At 67.1% G+C, this 17,993-nt stretch carries 18 protein-coding genes; 11 read left to right on the top strand and 7 right to left on the bottom strand.

The window, feature by feature from the left end; translation table 11 throughout:
• Positions 1–91 precede the first annotated feature (91 nt).
• Both wrbA and I6J77_RS04685 read left to right on the top strand, forming a co-directional pair.
• On the top strand, positions 92–694 hold the full coding sequence (gene wrbA, locus I6J77_RS04690) for an NAD(P)H:quinone oxidoreductase (RefSeq protein WP_204110763.1): 603 nt from the start codon (positions 92–94) through the stop codon (positions 692–694).
• Positions 691–1,065 (top strand): DUF2069 domain-containing protein, encoded by a 375-nt coding sequence (locus I6J77_RS04685; protein WP_204110762.1) that lies wholly within the window; start codon positions 691–693, stop codon positions 1,063–1,065. Before wrbA ends, I6J77_RS04685 begins: the two co-directional genes overlap by 4 nt.
• 219 nt (positions 1,066–1,284) lie before the next feature.
• Here I6J77_RS04685 and I6J77_RS04680 read toward each other — a convergent pair whose 3' ends face one another.
• Positions 1,285–2,070: an acyl-CoA thioesterase II gene (locus tag I6J77_RS04680; protein ID WP_204110761.1), complete on the bottom strand. Its 786-nt coding sequence runs from the start codon at positions 2,068–2,070 to the stop codon at positions 1,285–1,287.
• Between the two features lie 102 nt (positions 2,071–2,172).
• On the opposite strand from I6J77_RS04680, the gene I6J77_RS04675 reads away from it, so the two are divergent.
• Together I6J77_RS04675 and I6J77_RS04670 are read left to right on the top strand one after the other, a co-directional pair.
• Positions 2,173–3,813 (top strand): acyl-CoA dehydrogenase family protein, encoded by a 1,641-nt coding sequence (locus I6J77_RS04675; RefSeq protein ID WP_204110760.1) that lies wholly within the window; start codon positions 2,173–2,175, stop codon positions 3,811–3,813.
• A gap of 104 nt (positions 3,814–3,917) precedes the next feature.
• Complete coding sequence (locus I6J77_RS04670) at positions 3,918–4,406, top strand: asparaginase domain-containing protein (RefSeq protein ID WP_007806907.1); 489 nt, start codon at positions 3,918–3,920, stop codon at positions 4,404–4,406.
• A gap of 111 nt (positions 4,407–4,517) precedes the next feature.
• Here I6J77_RS04670 and I6J77_RS04665 read toward each other — a convergent pair whose 3' ends face one another.
• The 3 genes from I6J77_RS04665 to sufT form a co-directional block, all read right to left on the bottom strand.
• The gene (locus I6J77_RS04665; protein WP_204110759.1) at positions 4,518–6,683 is read right to left on the bottom strand and encodes a M4 family metallopeptidase; all 2,166 of its coding nucleotides are present in this window, start codon (positions 6,681–6,683) and stop codon (positions 4,518–4,520) included.
• A gap of 542 nt (positions 6,684–7,225) precedes the next feature.
• A complete protein-coding gene (locus tag I6J77_RS04660) occupies positions 7,226–9,379 on the bottom strand; it encodes a M4 family metallopeptidase (protein WP_204110758.1) in 2,154 nt (717 codons plus the stop codon).
• Positions 9,380–9,882: 503 nt separating this feature from the next.
• Positions 9,883–10,440, bottom strand: a complete 558-nt coding sequence (gene sufT, locus I6J77_RS04655) for a putative Fe-S cluster assembly protein SufT (protein ID WP_056717890.1) — start codon at positions 10,438–10,440, stop codon at positions 9,883–9,885.
• Positions 10,441–10,642: 202 nt separating this feature from the next.
• Here sufT and I6J77_RS04650 point away from each other — a divergent pair, with 202 nt between their 5' ends.
• Positions 10,643–11,071, top strand: coding sequence for a hypothetical protein (locus I6J77_RS04650; protein WP_204110757.1), 429 nt, complete (start codon positions 10,643–10,645; stop codon positions 11,069–11,071).
• Positions 11,072–11,234: 163 nt separating this feature from the next.
• Here I6J77_RS04650 and I6J77_RS04645 read toward each other — a convergent pair whose 3' ends face one another.
• Both I6J77_RS04645 and I6J77_RS04640 read right to left on the bottom strand, forming a co-directional pair.
• Positions 11,235–12,692: an NAD(P)(+) transhydrogenase (Re/Si-specific) subunit beta gene (locus tag I6J77_RS04645; protein ID WP_204110756.1), complete on the bottom strand. Its 1,458-nt coding sequence runs from the start codon at positions 12,690–12,692 to the stop codon at positions 11,235–11,237.
• Positions 12,692–12,997, bottom strand: a complete 306-nt coding sequence (locus I6J77_RS04640; RefSeq protein ID WP_204110755.1) for an NAD(P) transhydrogenase subunit alpha — start codon at positions 12,995–12,997, stop codon at positions 12,692–12,694. The genes I6J77_RS04645 and I6J77_RS04640 overlap by 1 nt, the downstream gene beginning before the upstream one ends.
• 138 nt (positions 12,998–13,135) lie before the next feature.
• Here I6J77_RS04640 and I6J77_RS04635 point away from each other — a divergent pair, with 138 nt between their 5' ends.
• From I6J77_RS04635 to I6J77_RS04625, 3 genes are read left to right on the top strand one after another with little or no spacing between them, the layout of a single operon-like run.
• Positions 13,136–13,720 (top strand): RNA polymerase sigma factor, encoded by a 585-nt coding sequence (locus I6J77_RS04635; RefSeq protein ID WP_204110754.1) that lies wholly within the window; start codon positions 13,136–13,138, stop codon positions 13,718–13,720.
• Positions 13,717–14,142, top strand: coding sequence for a hypothetical protein (locus I6J77_RS04630; protein ID WP_204110753.1), 426 nt, complete (start codon positions 13,717–13,719; stop codon positions 14,140–14,142). The genes I6J77_RS04635 and I6J77_RS04630 overlap by 4 nt, the downstream gene beginning before the upstream one ends.
• Before the next feature lie 3 nt (positions 14,143–14,145).
• Positions 14,146–14,724, top strand: a complete 579-nt coding sequence (locus I6J77_RS04625; protein WP_204110752.1) for a DUF3106 domain-containing protein — start codon at positions 14,146–14,148, stop codon at positions 14,722–14,724.
• Positions 14,725–14,731: 7 nt separating this feature from the next.
• On the opposite strand, the gene I6J77_RS04620 is transcribed toward I6J77_RS04625, so the two are convergent.
• Positions 14,732–15,832 (bottom strand): NAD(P) transhydrogenase subunit alpha, encoded by a 1,101-nt coding sequence (locus I6J77_RS04620; RefSeq protein WP_056764144.1) that lies wholly within the window; start codon positions 15,830–15,832, stop codon positions 14,732–14,734.
• 133 nt (positions 15,833–15,965) lie between these two features.
• Here I6J77_RS04620 and cdd point away from each other — a divergent pair, with 133 nt between their 5' ends.
• The 3 genes from cdd to I6J77_RS04605 are packed head-to-tail and all read left to right on the top strand — an operon-like array spanning position 15,966 to position 17,891.
• Positions 15,966–16,397, top strand: coding sequence for a cytidine deaminase (cdd, locus tag I6J77_RS04615; RefSeq protein WP_204110751.1), 432 nt, complete (start codon positions 15,966–15,968; stop codon positions 16,395–16,397).
• A 22-nt stretch (positions 16,398–16,419) separates the two neighbouring features.
• On the top strand, positions 16,420–16,989 hold the full coding sequence (locus I6J77_RS04610) for a nitroreductase (protein WP_204110750.1): 570 nt from the start codon (positions 16,420–16,422) through the stop codon (positions 16,987–16,989).
• Positions 16,986–17,891 carry a 5'-3' exonuclease H3TH domain-containing protein gene (locus I6J77_RS04605; RefSeq protein WP_204110749.1) on the top strand — a complete coding sequence of 302 codons (906 nt, stop codon included), beginning with the start codon at positions 16,986–16,988 and terminating at the stop codon, positions 17,889–17,891. The genes I6J77_RS04610 and I6J77_RS04605 overlap by 4 nt, the downstream gene beginning before the upstream one ends.
• Positions 17,892–17,993: the final 102 nt, after the last annotated feature.

The following is a 17,993-nucleotide window of genomic DNA, read 5'->3' as shown; positions in this document are numbered from 1 at the left end:
GGGCGCCGACGATGACCACCAACATGGTGGGTATCGGCCGGTACACTAGCGTATTGGCCGTGAAAGCCTCAAACGCGCGAGTCGACGCTGCATGAATCATGAAATCCTGGTCCTGTACTACAGCCGCAGCGGCCACACCGCGCAGCTCGCGCGGCTGATCGCGCGGGGCATCGAGGAAGTGCCCGGCATGCGCGCGCGCCTGCGCCAGGTACCGCCGGTGGCGCCGGTGACCGAAGTCGCCCAGCCGCCCGAACCCGAAGACGGCGCACCCTACGTGACGAAGCAGGACCTGCTCGACTGCGAGGGCCTGGCGATGGGCAGCCCCACCCGCTTCGGCAACATGGCCGCACCGCTGAAACATTTCCTCGACACCACCGGCGCCGAGTGGGCCAGCGGCGCCCTGGTCGGCAAGCCGGCCGCGCTGTTCACCTCCACCAGCACCATGCACGGCGGCCAGGAAACCACCTTGCTGACGATGGCCTTGCCGCTGCTCCATCACGGCATGCTGATCATCGGCCTGCCCTACACCGAACCGGCACTCACCAGCACGCAGAGCGGCGGCACACCGTACGGCCTCAGCCACGTGGCCGGCGCCAAGGGCGACAACCCGATCAGCGACCACGAACGCGAACTGGCCCGCGCGCTGGGCCGCCGCCTCGCCGACGTGGCCCGTCGACTGGCGACCAATCCATGAGCACGACGCCGCGCGCCCCGATCCTGCCCGTCTACCGCCTCGGCCTGATCGCCTGGGCCCTGCTCGTCGTGCTGCAACTCGTCTGGCACGCCTGGCTGTTCCCGCCGCAAAGCATGCCGATCACCCTGCTGCTGGCGATCACCGTCGTCCCCCTGCTGCTGCCCCTGTTCGCTCTCCGCGACGTCCGCCGCGCCCTGCTCTGGGTCGGCATCCTCAGCCTGTTCTACTTCTGCCACGGCGTGTCGGAGGCGTGGAGCGCAGCGGGTACGGAGCGCTGGCTGGCGGTGGCGGAGGTCGTGCTGACGCTGTTGCTGATCGGAGCGCTGGGGGCTGGGGCGAAGCGCAAGCCGCGTGGCGGGGATGTCGGTTGACGCCTGGAAGATGCCTCATTGTCAGCATGAAGGACGAGGTTTGACTGGCCGCACCCCTTGATTCAGTCCAGTCCCGCACCCCGCTTTCCCGCCGTCATTCCCGCGAAAGCGGGAATCCATCCTGATCTTGTGCAACGGCAACATGGATTCCCGCTTTCGCGGGAATGACGCCGCGGGGAGGCTGGTCGAAGCTCCCAACACACGAAGTATTCCGGGCGCTCAGGCAAACACCACCATGCTCTGCCGACTCAAGGCCACCGGTTCGCCACCCGGTCCCCACAGCATCACGCTCTGATTGGTATACCCATCCCGTGCAGCGATGAGTTCGGCGTCCACGCGCCAGTCGTCCATGCCGAGGTCGTCGTAGCGGTCACGCAGCAGTTCGAGCATCCAGGTAAGCGAGCTGCCGGGAGTGGGGGCGGCGAACATCGACAAGGCGATTGGCGGGATGAAGTCGGCGAAGGCGAGGATGTGGGTTTCGTCGACGGGGCCTTCGTCGCGCAGTGAAAGCTGCAGCACGTTTTCGCGCTGGTGGCCGCCGCTGAATGGCAGGTCGCCGCGCAACCAGCGGGCGCGGAAGTGCTGGGTGAAGGCCGGCATGCGGCCTTCGGCGTAGCGCAGCTCCGGTGCTGCGGCGTTCTCCACGGGCGATTGCACGGGCTGGACATCCAGTACCGACGGCCGCGCGTTGCCGAACACGCCGAGCAGGCGGCACAGGATCTGTTCGCCGTCATGCAGGCTGGCCTCGACCTGGATCGCGCTGCGGCCTGCGCGCAGGCGTTGTGCGCGGATGCTCACCGTGCCGGCCGGCACCGGCGCGATGAAGGTCACCTGCAAGGTGCGCAGCGGCATGTCGACGGGCACCAGTTCGCGCATGGCGCGCAGGGCCAGCGCCGCCTGCAGGCCGCCGAAGGCGCTGCGACCCTGCAGCCAGTCTTCGCTTACCGTGGCCTGCCAGCCGTCGCCGTGGCGGGTGACGGTCTGCATCGCTTCGGAAAATCGCATGGGTGGCGCCCGCGCCGGGGAAGGGCTTTCGATGATGCCAGTGCCACGCGCCGAATGCCCGCGTGCCTATACTCGACACCTCGACTCTGGACGGAGCGCGCCATGGCCTTCCTGCAGGAACCTCCGCAACTTCCCCATCCCTATCGCAGCGACCGTTCGCTGCTGGCCCTGCTCGATCGCGCGCTGCCGGCCGGGCGGCGCGCGGCGCTGGATGCCCACCTGGATGCGCTGGGCGATTACGCGCAGATGGCGTGGCGTCGCGCGTGCAACACGACGCGGCGCAAGCCGGTGCTGACGCAGTGGGATGCGTGGGGCCGGCGGGTCGATCGCATCGAGCTGACCACGGCCTGGCAGGAAGGTCCCGGCATCACCACGCGCCATGCAGTGCTCGCCGCCGGCCATGCGGACAGCGAGCATGCGCGACTGGAGGAGTTCGCCCGGGTTTACCTGTATCACCTCGCCAGCGAGTTCTACACCTGCCCGCTGGCGATGACCGACGGCGCCGCCACCGCGATCAGGGCGTCGGGCAACCGCGAGCTGATCGAGCGCGTGTTGCCGCGTTTCCTCAGCCGCGATGCATCGACGTTCTGGCTCAGCGGCCAGTGGATGACCGAGAACGCCGGCGGCTCCGACGTGGGCAACACCGAAACCGTCGCGCGACAGGATGCCGGCGGCCAGTGGCGGCTGTACGGGCGCAAGTGGTTCAGCTCGGCGGTGGTCGGCGAGGCCGCGCTGGCGCTGGCGCGGCCGGAAGGCGCGGGCAGCGGCACGGCGGCGCTGGCGCTGTTCTACGTCGAGACGATGGACGATGATCGGCGCAAACCCGAACTGGTTATCGACCGGCTGAAGGACAAGCTGGGCACGCAGGAACTGCCCACCGCGGAGATCCATCTGGACGGACTGCCCGCGTGGCCGCTGGGGGAACTGGCCCACGGCGTGCGCCAGGTGGCACCGATGCTCAACGTGACCCGCACCTGGAACGGGATCTGCGCCGTGGCCAGCATGGCACGCGCGATCAGCCTGGCGCGCGACTTCGCCACGCGGCGGCAGGCGTTTGGACGGCCATTGATCGAGCAACCGCTGCACGCGCAGACACTGGCCGACATGCAGGCGGAGTTCGAGGGCGCGTTTGCGCTGGCATTCGAGGTGGCCCATCTGCTCGGCCGCGTCGAACGCGGCACGGCCGCTCCGCACGAGGCCGCGCTGCTGCGCCTGCTGACGCCGCTGGCCAAGCTGTGGACCGGCAAGCTGGCCGTGCAGGTCTGTTCCGAGGCGATCGAATGCTTCGGCGGCGCCGGCTACATCGAGGACACCGGCCTGCCGCAGTTGCTGCGCGACGCGCAGGTGTACGCGATCTGGGAAGGCACCACGAATGTGTTGTCGCTGGACAGCCTGCGCGCGCTGGCCGGCGACAGCCTCGGTGCACTGCGCACGGCCAGCACCCACTGGCTGGACGGCAACGACGACATGCACGCGGCCAGCGCGATCCGGCAGACGCTGGACGCGGCCGCGCGCTGGCTCGACCAGCATGCGGCCGCACGCGAAACCCTGGAATCGGGCGCCCGCGGCCTCGCGTTCACGTTGGCGCGTTGCGCGGCGGCGGCCCTGCTGGCGAGACAGGCGAGCTGGTCGAGCGCTCATGCCGACCCGCGGCCGGCGGCGGCGCTGCGCCGTTTCGTCCGCCTCGGCCTGGACCGGCTGGTGGCGCCGGACGGGGACAATACCGCGTTGTTGCTGGGCTAGCGCGCACCGCAGGCGGGCAATGTCCGCCTTGGGCGACCGCGTCCTGCGGCACGGAGGAGTCGGCACGGGTAAAATGCCGGGATTCCCTTCCACGGCCCACCAACATGCAGCATCTGACCATCGTCACCACCGGCGGCACGATCGACAAGATCTATTTCGACGACAAGTCGGACTACAAGATCGGCGCACCGCAGATCGGCGAAATACTCGGCCAGCTCGGGGTGGCGTTCCAGTTCGACGTGATCCCGATCCTGCGCAAGGACAGCCTGCACATGGGCGCCGAGGATCGCGCGCTGGTGCGTTCGACGATCGAGGCGCAGCCGCATCGCCACGTGCTGGTCACCCACGGCACCGACACCATGGTCGAAACCGCGCGCGAACTGGCGAATATCAAGGGCAAGGTGATCGTGCTGACCGGCGCACTGAATCCCGCCCGCTTCCAGGGCTCGGACGCGGTGTTCAACATCGGCTGCGCGGTGGCCGCGGTGCAGACCCTGCCCGACGGCGTCTATATCGCCATGAACGGTCGCGTGTGGGACCCGGCCAGCGTGCGCAAGAACCGCGACGCCAACCGCTTCGAGCCGGTGGGCTGAAGTCCGGCGCTTTCGCCAGCCACGCCCACAAATCCAGCCGTGCTCCCCAAATGAAGAACCCCGGCCGAAGCCGGGGTTCCCGTTTGCACCGTCACGCGATGAGCGTGAGGATCAGTTGCTGCTGGTGGTCAGGGTGACACCCGAGAACTTCTGGTACGCACGCACCTTGATGTAATAGGTGGTGTTGCTGGTCGGGGTGAACGTGCAGGTCTCGTTGTTGCCGGTCTTGTACGGACGGCAGTTGTAGCTGCTGGTGGTCGGTGCACTGCCGGCCTTCACGTACAGATCCGCGTCCCCGGTACCACCGGCGATCGAGATGGTCGCCGTATGACCCGCGGTGACCGCCTGGGTGTAGGTCGTGGAGAAGTTGCCGGTGTTCACGGTCGGCAAGTTGACCGAGCTGCTGCTGCCGCCACCGCCGCCACCGCTGCCGGTGCTGTACGACGCCTTCACCGTGACGCCGGAGTAGGACGCGTAGGCGTGCACCTTGACGTAGTACTTGCCAGCGACGGGCGACGCCACGGTGCAGCTTTCCGAGTTGCCCGTCTTGTACGGACGGCAGTCGTAGCTGCTGGTGGTCGGCGCGCTGCCGGCCTTGGTGTACAGGTCAGCGTCGCCGCTGCCACCGGAGATCGACATCACCAGGTTGGTGGCACCTGCCGGCACCGTGATGAAGTAGTCGTTGTCGGCACCCGTCGAGGCCGACACGCCGGTCACCGCGACGTTGTTCTGCAACTCGGTGGTCGTGCCACCGCCGCCGCCACCGCCGCCACCGGTGCCCGGGCAGGCCACGCCCACGCCGTTGAATGCGGTGATCACGTCATTCGCGTTGTAGCCCAGGTCGGTCGCCGCCGACTCCACGCCGCAGGCGCCGGAGTTGAAGGTGGAGGTGGCCGTCCAGTACGACTTGTTGGCCAGCGCGAAGGCCTGGAACGCCTTCTTCACGTCCCAGCCCGAGGTCTTGGCCAGCAGGCAGAACGCCTTGTTGTACACGCCGCTGGAGTAATGCACGTCGAGGCTGGAGGTGTAATCGGCCGCGTTGTCGATCGAGCCGCCATCCTGCGGCGGGTTGCACATGTAGCGCAGCGCGTCGCCGATGCCGGCGCTGGTCTTGACGATGTCCGCGCCGACCAGGAAGTCGGCCGCGCCACGGTCGTAGAACTCGGCCGCTTCGCCGGCGATGTCCGAGTACGCCTCGTTCATGCCGCCGGACTGGCCGTCGTATTCCAGGTTCGAATTCTGCTCGGTGTAACCGTGGCTGATTTCGTGGCTGGTCACGTCCAGCGACACCAGCGGATAGAACGTGCTGGCGCCGTCGCCGAAGTTCATCGCCGAGCCGTCCCAGAACGCGTTCTCGTAGTTGCTCTTGTAATGCACGTTCATGCGCAGCTGCATGTTCAGCGGCGGTGCGCCGGTGTAGGCCGTGTACATGTCATGCACCACGCCACCGAAATGATGGGCGTCGTTGACCGGCGAATAGGCGCCGTTGATGGCGTCGGTGTCGCTGTTGGAGCAGGTGAAGCTGACCACCGAACCACCGCTGGTGCCGTGGTTGAGGTTGTAGGTCTTCACGTTGGTGTTCTGCAACGTGCAGGTGCTGCCGGACTGGGTCACGTCGAGCGCGGCGTAGTCGGTGCCGTAGATGTACTTGCCGGTCTTCTGGTTGCCGCCGGGGCCGGTCGCCGAGGCATCGGTCAGGCCGTTCCAGCTCTTGACCACTTCACCGGTGTTGGCGTCGATGATCGCGGTCGGACGCGACGGATTCGCGCCGTTGACGAAGTACGACACGCGGTAGACCAGGCGTGCAGTGCCATTGTCCTGCGGATACACGAACAGGTCGGTCTTCTGGTTGCTGATGGTGGTGCCACCGACCAGGGTGGTGTGCGCATGCGCCCGGAGTGCGGAGATCGCACGGGCGGCATTCAACTTCGGGGCCACCGAACTCAGGCCGAGCTGGGCGTCCTGCATCAGTTCACCCGAGGCGCGCAGGGCATTGCCCTGGGCGTCCTGAACCACGGCGATGCTGCGGCCGTAGACCGGCACGCCGCGATACATCTGCTGCTGGCGCACGACCTTGTGACCATTGGCGATGCTGACGGCGCTGCGCGGTGCCAGCGACATGTCCTGACCAAGGTTGAGCTGCGCGGCCAGCGAGCTCGCCGGCACCGCACCGAGGTTCTGTGCATGCAGGGTCTTGGTGGTGGCGGCAGTGGCGACCGAGGCGGTGGCCATGCCGATCGCGGCGACCAGCAATTTCAGACGGTAATGATTGGGCATTTACAAACTCCTAGACAAAATTTTAGGGACAATCGGACCCGATGCGGCCACAAGGACCCCATGCAGATTTGCCGTGCGAGGCACGGCCCCTTCTTCGTGTGCTGTCTAGCGATCCCAAACTACATCCGTATCGCCTGCCCTCCCCCTGACATTCCATGTACAGGCAGCGCGTGGATGCGTAATTGCAAGACGACGATGGCGTCGCCACAGGATCATCCGCCGACCTCCCCGGAAAGCGGATGCGACACGTTATTCCTCGACAGGCAAGCTAGCTATCTGATTTTTTCCTACCCCGGGTGACGGACATCACAGCGACGGGGCGGGTGCGTGGCGATACGGAACAGGTTCAGTTGCGCGCAGGGAAATTTCGTTGGCCGTGAAGTGATCTTCGCCAGTCGACGCGCTGTCGTGCCGATGGAGCGACTTGCGAAAACGTCTTGCTGCATGTCGTTGCATGCACAAAAAACCCCGGCCGAAGCCGGGGTTCCGAGCGAACTTGTCGCGAAGTTGCGCCGGAATGACCGGCGCAACTTCGGCTGACCTCAGTTCAGCGTTTCCGTCAGCGTCACGCCGGAGAACGTCTGGTACGCACGCACCTTGATGTAGTAGGTGGTGTTGCTGCTCGGCGTGAAGGTGCAGCTTTCGTTGTTGCCGGTCTTGTACGGACGGCAGTTGTACGAGCTGGTGGTCGGCGCGCTGCCGGCCCGCACGTACAGATCCGCGTCACCGGTACCGCCGGAGATCGCGAAGGTCACGGTATGGCCGGCCTGTACCGTTTCGGTATAGGTGGACGACCAGTTGCCGGTACTCACGGTCGGCAGATCCACCGAGTCGCTGCTGCCGCCACCGCCACCACCGCCGGTGCTGTACGAGGCCTTCACCGTGACGCCGGAGTAGGACGCGTAAGCGTGCACCTTGATGTAGTACTTGCCGGCGACAGGCGACGCCACGGTGCAGCTTTCCGAATTGCCCGACTTGTACGGACGGCAGTCGTAGCTGCTGGTGGTCGGCGCGCTGCCGGCCTTGGTGTACAGGTCTGCATCGCCGGTACCGCCGGAGATCGACATCACCAGGTTGGTGGCACCCGCCGGCACCGTGATGAAGTAGTCGTTGTCGCCACCCGTCGAGGCCGACACGCCGGTCACCGCCACGTTGTTCTGCAGCTCGGTCGTGCCACCGCCGCCACCACCGCCGCCACCCGGACAGGTCACGCCCACGCCGTTGAACGCGGTGATCACGTCATTCGCGTTGTAGCCCAGGTCGGCCGCCGCCGACTCCACGCCGCAGGCGCCGGAGTTGAAGGTGGAGGTGGCCGTCCAGTACGACTTGTTGGCCAGCGCGAAGGCCTGGAACGCCTTCTTCACGTCCCAGCCCGAAGTCTTGGCCAGCAGGCAGAACGCCTTGTTGTAGACGCCGCTGGAGTAGTGCACGTCCAGCCCGTTGTAGTAGTCGGCCGCGTTGTCGATCGAGCCGCCATCCTGCGGCGGGTTGCACATGTAGCGCAGCGCATTGCCGATGCCGGCGCTGGTCTTGACGATGTCCGCGCCGACCAGGAAGTCGGCCGCGCCACGGTCGTAGAACTCGGCCGCTTCACCGGCGATGTCCGAGTACGCCTCGTTCATGCCGCCGGACTGGCCGCTGTATTCCAGGCCGGAGTTCTGCTCGGTGTAGCCGTGGCTGATTTCGTGGCTGGTCACGTCCAGCGACACCAGGGGGTAGAACGTGCTGGCGCCATCGCCGAAGTACATCGCGCTGCCGTCCCAGAACGCGTTCTCGTAGTTGCTGAGGTAGTGCACCTTCATCACCAGTTGCATGTTCAACGGCGGCGCACCGGTATACGAGTTGTACATGTCATGCACCACGCCACCGAAATGGTGGGCGTCGTTGACCGGCGAATAGGCGCCGTTGATCGCATCGGTGTCGCTGTTGGGACAGGTGAAGCTGACCACCGAACCGCCACTACTGCCGTGGTTGAGGTTGTAGGTCTTCACGTTGGTGTTCTGCAGCGTGCAGGTGCTGCCGGACTGGGTCACGTCGAGCGCCGCGTAGTCGGTGCCGTAGATGTACTTGCCGGTCTTCTGGTTGCCGCCCGGGCCGGTGGCCGAGGCATCGGTCAGGCCGTTCCAGCTCTTGACCACTTCGCCGGTGTTGGCATCGATGATCGCGGTCGGACGCGACGGGTGCGCGCCGCCGACAAAGTACGACACGCGGTAGACCAGACGAGCGGAACCGTTGTCCTGCGGATACACGAACAGGTCGGTCTTCTGATTGCTGATCGTGGCGCCACCGACCAGGCTGGTGTGTGCATGTGCCTTGAGCGCGGAGATCGCGCGGGCAGCGCTGAGCTTGGGCAGCACTGAGGTCAGCCCCAACGAGGCACCCTGCATCAGTTCGCCGCTCGCACGAAGCGCGTTGCCCTGCGCATCCTGCACCACGGCGATGCTGCGGCCGTAGACCGGCACGCCGCGATACATCTGCTGCTGGCGCACGACCTTGTGACCGTTGGCGATGCTGACGGCGCTGCGCGGTGCCAGCGACATGTCCTGACCGAGGTTGAGTTTGGTTGCCAGCGTGCTGGTGGGCACCGCTCCCAGATTCTGCGCATGCAGGGTCTTGGTGGTGGCAGCGGTGGCGACGGAGGCGGTAGCCATGCCGATCGCGGCGACCAGCAATTTCAGGCGGTAGTGATTGGGCATTGAATGAACTCCTAGACAATGACGGGGACAGGCGAGCCCGATGCGGCCACGCGGCCCCATGCAAGATTTGCCGTGCAAGGCACGACCCCTTCTTCAATTTCTGTCTAGCGATCCCAAACTACATCCGTATCGCCTGCCCTCCCCCTGACATTCCATTGTGCAGGCAGTGCGGGGATGCGTAACTGCAAGACGGCGATCACGCCGCCAAAGGACCATCCGTCAACCTCCCCGAAGACGGATCGCTTTACCATAGGCTTCGAAGCAAGTCGGAACAACCCGACTTTTTCCTACCTGGGGTGACCGATATCACAGCATCGGACCTCATCACCAAGACCCGTGAAAAACGCGAAATCATCGTGAAGAAGACGTGCACGAGCGCGCGCACCGGCGGTGCGCGATGGCCATTCACGACGTGGGAAATACCGATGAGCGCAGCGACGGCAGAGACGATCGCGCGATGAACCATCCGTGCGCGGTTCTTCGCCGAACCGCACGGATGAAACTCAGAGCATGCCGGTTTCGAGTTTCGCCGCGTCGGACATCATCGAGTGCGACCATGGCGGATCGAACACCAGGTCCACCTCGGCCTCGCTGATCGTGGGAATCATCTCCAGCTTGGTGCGCGCATCGTCGACCAGGATGTCGCCCATGCCGCAACCGGGGGCCGTCAGCGTGAGTTTCACGTAGACCTTGCGCTCGCCGGACGCGATCTGTTCCAGGCTGAGGTCGTAGACCAGTCCCAGCTCGACCACGTTCACCGGGATCTCTGGATCGAACACGGTACGCAACTGCTCCCAGGCGAGCTTCTCCACATCCTCGTTGGTGGCGTTCGCCGGCACCTGGATGGGTTCGGGCCGCGGCTTGCCCAGCGCGTCGGCGTCGTCGCCGGCAATGCGGAACAGATTGCCTTCCACGTAGACGGTGAAGCTGCCACCCAGCGCCTGGGTGATGTAGCCGATCTGGCCCGCGGGAAGCGTCACCTGCTCGCCCTGCGGCACCATCACGGCATTGCAGTCGCGCACCAGGGTGAACGGTTCGCTGCTCAGACTGAAACCACTCATGCCAACGCCAATCCTGTCTCGATGGGCGCGCACGTGCGTCGAACCCGGGTTGCCTATTATGCCGGCCGCCGCGTGCGGCCGCTTGTCCCAGATCAGGCCTCGGCGGCCGAACTCAAGGGCCCGCGGCCCGGCGGCACGCTATGATGGCCGCTTTGCCCGATGGACGACGCATGCTTCCCGCCCCACTGAACCGGCACCACCGATGAGCACGCGCGCCGTCTTGCTGTATGCCTTTTCGCTGTTCAGCGCCGCCATGTTGGGACTGGCCGGCGGCGCGGTCTGGATGGTCGTCTCGATGTATCTGCGCCACTCCGCGCCATGGCTGGCCCTGCCCATCGGCGCCCTGCTGGCGCTGACCATCCGCACCTGCGTGCGCCCGGCCGGCACCGGCGCGGCGCTGATGGCCGCCGCCGCCACCCTGCTGGCCACGTTCTACGTGAACGTGCTGATCGCCGGCGTGCTGATCGCGGGCAACATGGGGCTGGGCCTGATCGAGGCGATGCGCACCGCCGGTGTCGGCATGCTGTGGCAACTGGCGCGCATGGCCTTGTCGCCAGCCGATTTCGCCTGGACCGCGGTGGGCATGCTGCTGGCCACCTGGCTGGCCTGGTGGCGACATCGCCGGGGCTGAGCGCGTAGCGCATCCTGTGCGCGATGCTCTTCGTCACAGTACAAAAGCATCACGCAAGCAGCAGCGATGCGTAGGGCGGGCAATGCCCGCCGCTTCTTGACGTTATGCCGCAAAAAGCCGGCGGACGGTGTCCGCCCTACGCGGGGACGACGTGGACGGCTTCTCAGCCGTCCACGTCTTTCAGCGCCGTCACCAGTTCGCCCACTGCCGCCTGGCCGTCGCCGTACAGCATGCGGGTGTTGTCGGCGTAGAACAGGGCGTTCTCGATGCCGGCGAAACCGGTGCCCCTGCCCCGCTTGATCACGATCACCTGCTTCGCGTTGCTCACGTCGAGAATCGGCATGCCGTAGATCGGCGAGGCCGGGTCGGTCTTGGCCAGCGGGTTGACCACGTCGTTGGCGCCGATCACCAGCGCCACGTCGGTGGTGGCGAACTCGGGATTGATGTCGTCCATGTCGGCGATCAGGTCGTACGGCACGCCGGCCTCGGCCAGCAGCACGTTCATGTGCCCGGGCATGCGGCCGGCCACCGGATGGATCGCGAACTTCACCTTCACCCCGCGCTTGATCAGCAACTGGGCGAACTCCCACACCTTGTGCTGCGCCTGCGCCACGGCCAGGCCGTAGCCGGGCACGATCACCACGCGTTCGGCGTAGGCCATCATCACCGCCGCGTCGGCGCCGTCGATGGGTTTCTGCGCACCGGTGATCGCCTGCGCCTCGCCGCCGGCCGCGCCGAAGCTGCCGAACAGCACGTTGCCGATCGAGCGGTTCATCGCCTTGGCCATCAGCTGGGTCAGCAAGGTGCCGGCGGCGCCGACCACCATGCCGGCGATGATCATCGCCTCGTTGCCCAGCACGAAACCCTCGAACGACACCGCCAGGCCGGTGAACGCGTTGTACAGCGAGATCACCACCGGCATGTCGGCGCCGCCGATCGGCAGCGTCATCATCAGGCCGAACAGCAGCGCCAGCGCGAAGAACACCAGGATCAGCGGCAGGCTGGCCTGACCCAGCACCAGCATGAAACCGGTCACGATGGCGGCGGCCAGCAGCAGCATGTTCACCGCGCGCTGGCCGGCAAACACGAAGCGCCTGTCCATCCAGCCCTGCAACTTGGCGAACGCCACCAGCGAGCCGGAAAAACTCACCGCGCCGATCAGCGCGCCGAGCACGCCCAGGGTCAGTTCGACCGGCGAGAGTGCCGGCGGCAACGCATTCACTGCCCACGCTTCCGGACGCAGCGGCGAGGTGTCCGGCACCGCATGGAGCATGCCCAGGCCGCGCGCGTAGCCGATCAGCTCGACCGCGCCGATCGCCGCTGCCGCGCCGCCACCCATGCCGTTGTACAGCGCCACCATCTGCGGCATCGCGGTCATCGCCACCCGGCGACCGGTCCACCAGGCGGCGCTCACGCCGATCAGCACCGCGGCGACGATCAGCCCGCGGTTGTGCATGTCGGGCAGGAAGAAGGTGGCCAGCACCGCCAGCAACATGCCGTAGCCGGCCCAGACGATGCCGCCGCGCGCGGTGCGCGGCGAGCTCATGCGTTTCAGGCCCAGGATGAACAGCAGCGCGGCGATGAAATAGCAGGCCTTGATGACGGTGGGCAGCCAGTTCATCACTTGGCCTCCTTGCTGGCGCCCGGCTTGCTGGATTTGAACATCTCCAGCATCCGTTCGGTCACCACGTAGCCGCCGGCGGCGTTGCCGGCGCCCAGCAGCACGCCGATGAAGCCGATGGCGATCTCGAACGGCGTGTCGGCCCGGCCTAGCGCGATCATGGCGCCAACCAGCACAATGCCGTGCACGAAGTTCGAACCGGACATCAGCGGCGTATGCAGGATCACCGGCACCCGCGCGATGATTTCATAACCGGTAAACGCGGCCAGCATGAAGATGTACAGCGCCAGGAACCCGTCGATCATGACCCCACCCCGTCGGAACACCGTTGAGCCTGCATCATACGGGTGCCGGTCAACCCGTGCGAGCCTGCCGCGTTGAACTCCGGGAGCACACCGCCGGAGCCCGCAGATGATCCAATCGAAGACGGGGACGCGGTCGCCGTGAACAGCGCGATCGGCACCCTCGACGCGGATCTGCTGAGCGAGGTCCGCGAAACACCCGCCACCCTGGATGCGTTCCTGGCCCAGGTCGAACGGCGTGCGTTCCGCATGGCCGAACTGCAGCTGCGCCATCGCGAGGACGCGATGGACGCGGTGCAGGACGCCATGCTGCGGCTGGTCAGGCACTACCGCGACAAGCCCGCGACGGAATGGGCGCCGCTGTTCTGGGGCATCCTGCGCCGGCGCGTGGTGGACCTGCAGCGGCGCCGCAAGGTGCGCTCGATCGTGGTCGGCTGGCTGGGCGGCGGCCACGATGGCGATGGCGACGAGCTGCCCGTGTGGGAGCCGGCCGATCCCGGCCAGGACCCGCTGGGCCGGCTGCACGACGTGCAGTCGTACGCCGACCTGGCCGCCGCGGTGCGGCAACTGCCGCAACGCCAGCGCGAAGCTTTCATGTTGCGCATGCTGGAAGGACTCGACGTGGCCGAAACCGCCCGTGCCGTGGGCTGCTCCGAAGGCAGCGTGAAAACCCATCTGTCGCGCGCCATGCATCATTTGCGCGACCAACTGGAGGACTGGCGATGACGTCGCTGGACAAAGACAGGCTGGACGAAAACCGGCCCGGCGAAAACCGGCCCGGCGAAAACCTGGAGCAGCGTGCACGCGGGCTCTGGCACGAGGCCGCGCAGCGCATCGACCCGGTGACCGCCGGGCGGCTGCGCGCGACTCGGCGCGAGGCGCTGCAGGCACCCGCCGCATCGGCGCAGCGCACGGTCCGCTGGCTGATCCCCTCGGGCGCGTTCGCCGTGATCGCGCTGGCGGCGCTGATGGTGTGGCAGCCACTGCCGCGGCAACACACCCAGGCGGCCATTCATCCAACGAACACCCTCGACGATGCCGACGCGGACCTGCCGCCGGATGCCGACAAGACCGACCCCAACCTCTACCAGAACCTGGAGTTCTACGACTGGCTGGCCAGCACCGACAGCCCGTCCACGAAACGCTGAGCCATGAATCGAATCCTTCGCCCGATCCTGCCCCTGTTGCTCGCCACCCTGCTCGGCGGCGTGGCGGTGGCGCCACTGCACGCACAGGACGCGCCACCGCCGTCGCGGGACGAGGCGGCGCCACCGCCACCGGTGCGTCCGTGGAGCAGCCTCGACCCGGCCCAGCGCGAAGTGCTGGCGCCGCTGAAAAATGACTGGGACGGCATGTCGCCGCGCAAGCAGGCGCGGATGCTTCATCGGGCCGAACGCTGGGTCACCCTGCCGCCGGAAAAGCGCGAGGAAGTCCGCCAGCACATCGCCCGCTGGCAACAGATGACCCCCGCCGAGCGCAAGCAGGCGCGCGAGAACATGCGCAAGTTCCACCAGATGCCCGAGCAGCAGCGCGAGCAGCTGCACACCACCTTCGAACGCTTCCAGAAACTGCCACCGGCGCAGCGCGAGGAATTGCTTCGACGCTGGCGGCAGCTGCCACCGGACCAGCGCCGCTGGCACGGCCCGCATGGCGGACACGATCGTCCACCTCCGCCGTCATCCGGCAACCAGCCGCCCCCGCCGCCACCCGGCCAGAACGGCCAGAGCTGAGCCGCGCTCAGCCGGCGAAGCGCGTCTCGCCGGCGTGGCTCAGGCAGCTTTTCGCCACCAGTTCGTCGTCGAAGTCCGGCTTCAGCGCAGCTTCGTGCACCAGCAGCTCGACGAAGTTGAACACGTTGCGGGCGTACATTTCCGAGGCATGCAGCGGCGCACCCGCCGGCAGGTTCAGCGGCCCCAGGATCACCACGCCGCCATGCTCGACTCGCTCGCCCGGCCGGGTCAGCTCGCAATTGCCGCCACCCTCGGCGGCAAGATCCACGATCAGCGCCCCCGGCTTCATGCCTTCGACCATCGCCGTGGTGAGGATCTTCGGCGCCGGCCGTCCCGGCACCGCCGCCGTGCTGACCACCACGTCAAACACCTTCAGGTGATCGGCCAGCGCCTGCTGCTGCGCCGCGCGTTCCTCGGCGGACAGCTCCCGCGCGTAACCGCCGCTGCCGGCCGCACTGACGCCAAGGTCGAGGAACTTCGCACCCAGCGATTCGACCTGCTCGCGCGTTTCTGGGCGCACGTCATAGCCTTCGATCTGCGCGCCCAGCCGCCGCGCGGTGGCGATCGCCTGCAGGCCGGCCACGCCGGCACCGATCACCAGCACCCTGGACGGCCGAATGGTGCCGGCGGCCGTGGTCAGCATCGGGAAGAATTTCGGCGAAGCCTCGGCGGCGATCAGCATCGCGCGGTAGCCGGCCACCGCTGCCTGCGAACTCAGCACGTCCATCGCCTGGGCGCGGGTCGTGCGCGGCAGCAACTCCAGCGAGAATGCCGTCAGCTTGCGTGCATTCAACGCCGCGATCCGCCCGGCCGCACCGTAGGGACGCAACTGGCCGACCACCACGCTGCCCTCGCGCATCCCGGCAAACACCACGTCGTCCGGCGGCAGCACACAGGCCAGCAGGTCAGCCTGGCCGAGCACCGTGGTGGCATCGGCAAACTCCACATCCGCGTAGCTGGCGTCGGGAAAGCCGGCCGCGCGCCCGGCGTCGTGTTCGAGCAAAACGCGCAGGCCCTTGCCCCGCAGCTTCTTCGCCATCTCCGGCGTGATCGCCACCCGACGCTCGCCGGCGGCGGTCTCGCGCAATGCGGCTACGGTGATCCCCATGATGCAACCCCCTCGGCAATGGTCGGGTCATCTTAAGGCATGGAGAGGCTTTGATCCGGGCGGGCCCGAAAGAGTAAGCTGACCCGCCGGCCAACGCGGTTCGTCCGTCCCGGGGTCATCACCGGAGATCCCGATGCCCGCAACACCCGCTGCTTTTGATCCCTCCACGCTCCATGACCTGATGTCGCTGGCACGCAGCGCGCGCGAACTGGCCTACGCGCCGTATTCCCGTTTCCTGGTGGGCGCGGCCGTGCTGACCCGCGATGGCCGACAGTTCAGCGGTTGCAACGTGGAAAACGCCGCTTACGGCCTGTGCAACTGCGCCGAGAGAACCGCCTTGTTCAGCGCGATCGCGGCCGGTTGCCAGCGTGGCGACTTCCTGGCGCTGGCGGTGATCGCCGACACGCCGAACCCGGTCAGTCCCTGCGGCGCCTGCCGCCAGGTGATGTCCGAGCTGTGCCACGACGCCATGCCCGTGCTGCTGGGCAACCTGCACGGCGACACCGAACAGACCAGCGTGGCTGCGCTGCTGCCGGGCTCGTTCCAGTTGCCGATGCCGGCCTGACTCCCCTCATCGAAACCCTTCCATGCCCTTCGATCTTTCCCTGTTGCAGCAACGCCATTCCGTTCCATCACGCCAGCTCGGCGAACCCGCGCCGGACGAGGCCACCCTGCACGAGCTGCTGGAGGCCGCCATCCGGGTGCCCGACCACGGCAAGTTGGTGCCGTTCCGGCTGATCCGCCTGCAGGGCGAGGCCAAGCTGATCTTCGGCCGGCGCGTGGCGGAGATCGCGCAGAAGAACCACCCCGACATGTCCGACGCCAAGCTGGAGAAGGATCGCCTGCGCTACACCTTCGCGCCCCTGGTGATCGCGGTGATCGCCCGCCTGGACGCCCTCAGCAAGGTGCCGGAAATCGAGCAGAAACTGTCCGCCGGCACGGTGGCCCACAACATCCTGCTGGGCGCCTTCGCGCTGGGCTACGGCGCCCAGTGGCTCACCGGCTGGGCCGCCTACGACCGCGAAGTGGCGGCGCTGCTTGGCCTGGCCGACAACGAGCAGGTGATCGGCTTCGTCCACCTGGGCACGCCACAAACCGACGTGCCCGATCGCGATCGCCCGGCGCTGGGCGACCTGCTCAGCAGCTGGACGCCGTGAACGCCACCGAAAATGGCCGTCCAGCCGTCCATCTGGTTGATGGAAGCCTGTACGTGTTCCGTGCCTGGCACTCGATGCCGGACGAGTTCCACGACGTCGACGGCCACCCGGTCAATGCCGTGCATGGCTATACCCGTTTCCTGTGCGAGCTGCTCGAACGCGTGCAGCCCGAACACATCGCGGTGGCCTTCGACGCCTCGCTGACCAGCTCGTTCCGCAACGCGATCTATCCGCCATACAAGGCCAACCGCGAGCTGCCGCCGCCGGATCTCGAGCGGCAGTTCGTGCAGTGCCGCGCGATCACCGAGGCGCTAGGCCTGTGCTTGATGATCGACCACAGCTACGAAGCCGACGACCTCATCGGCAGCACCGTGTGGAACCTGCGTGCCCAGGGCTGGCGCAGCGTGATCGTCTCCGCCGACAAGGACTTCGGCCAGTTGCTGGGCGAGCACGACGAGCAGTGGGACTACGGCCGCGGCCTGCGCTGGGGACCGGCCGGCGTGCACGAAAAGCTCGGCGTGCACCCGCACCAGGTCGCCGACTACCTGGCCCTGTGCGGCGACAGCGTGGACAACATCCCGGGCGTCCCCGGTGTCGGCGCCAAGACCGCCGCCGCCCTGCTCAGCCACTTCGGCAGCCTCGACATCCTGCTCGAGCGCATCGACGAAGTCGCCTTCCTGCGCCTGCGCGGTGCCGCCGCCTGCGCCACCAAACTGCGCGAACACGCCGAACAGGCGCGCATCTACCGCCGCCTCACCCGCATCGCCCTGGACGCCCCCGGCGCCAGCAGCATCGAGGCCCTGCAGCGCCAAAGCCGCCCGGCCGAACAACTCGAAGCCCTGTGCGAACAGCTCCGCATGGGCGCCTTCACCCGCAGCCGCCTGCGCGCATTGCTGCGCTGAAAGCAGATCAAGAGCGCCACCCCCTCCCCGCCTCCCCCTGCGCGCAGGGGGAGGAGCCCAAACCTGCAACGCCCGGCTCCGCTCCCTCCCCTGCTCGCAGGG

The organism is Rhodanobacter sp. FDAARGOS 1247 (assembly GCF_016889805.1).
Classification (GTDB): domain Bacteria; phylum Pseudomonadota; class Gammaproteobacteria; order Xanthomonadales; family Rhodanobacteraceae; genus Rhodanobacter.
The sequence above is the reverse complement of the archived record's forward strand: the minus strand, read 5'-3'. Positions and strand labels throughout refer to the sequence as shown.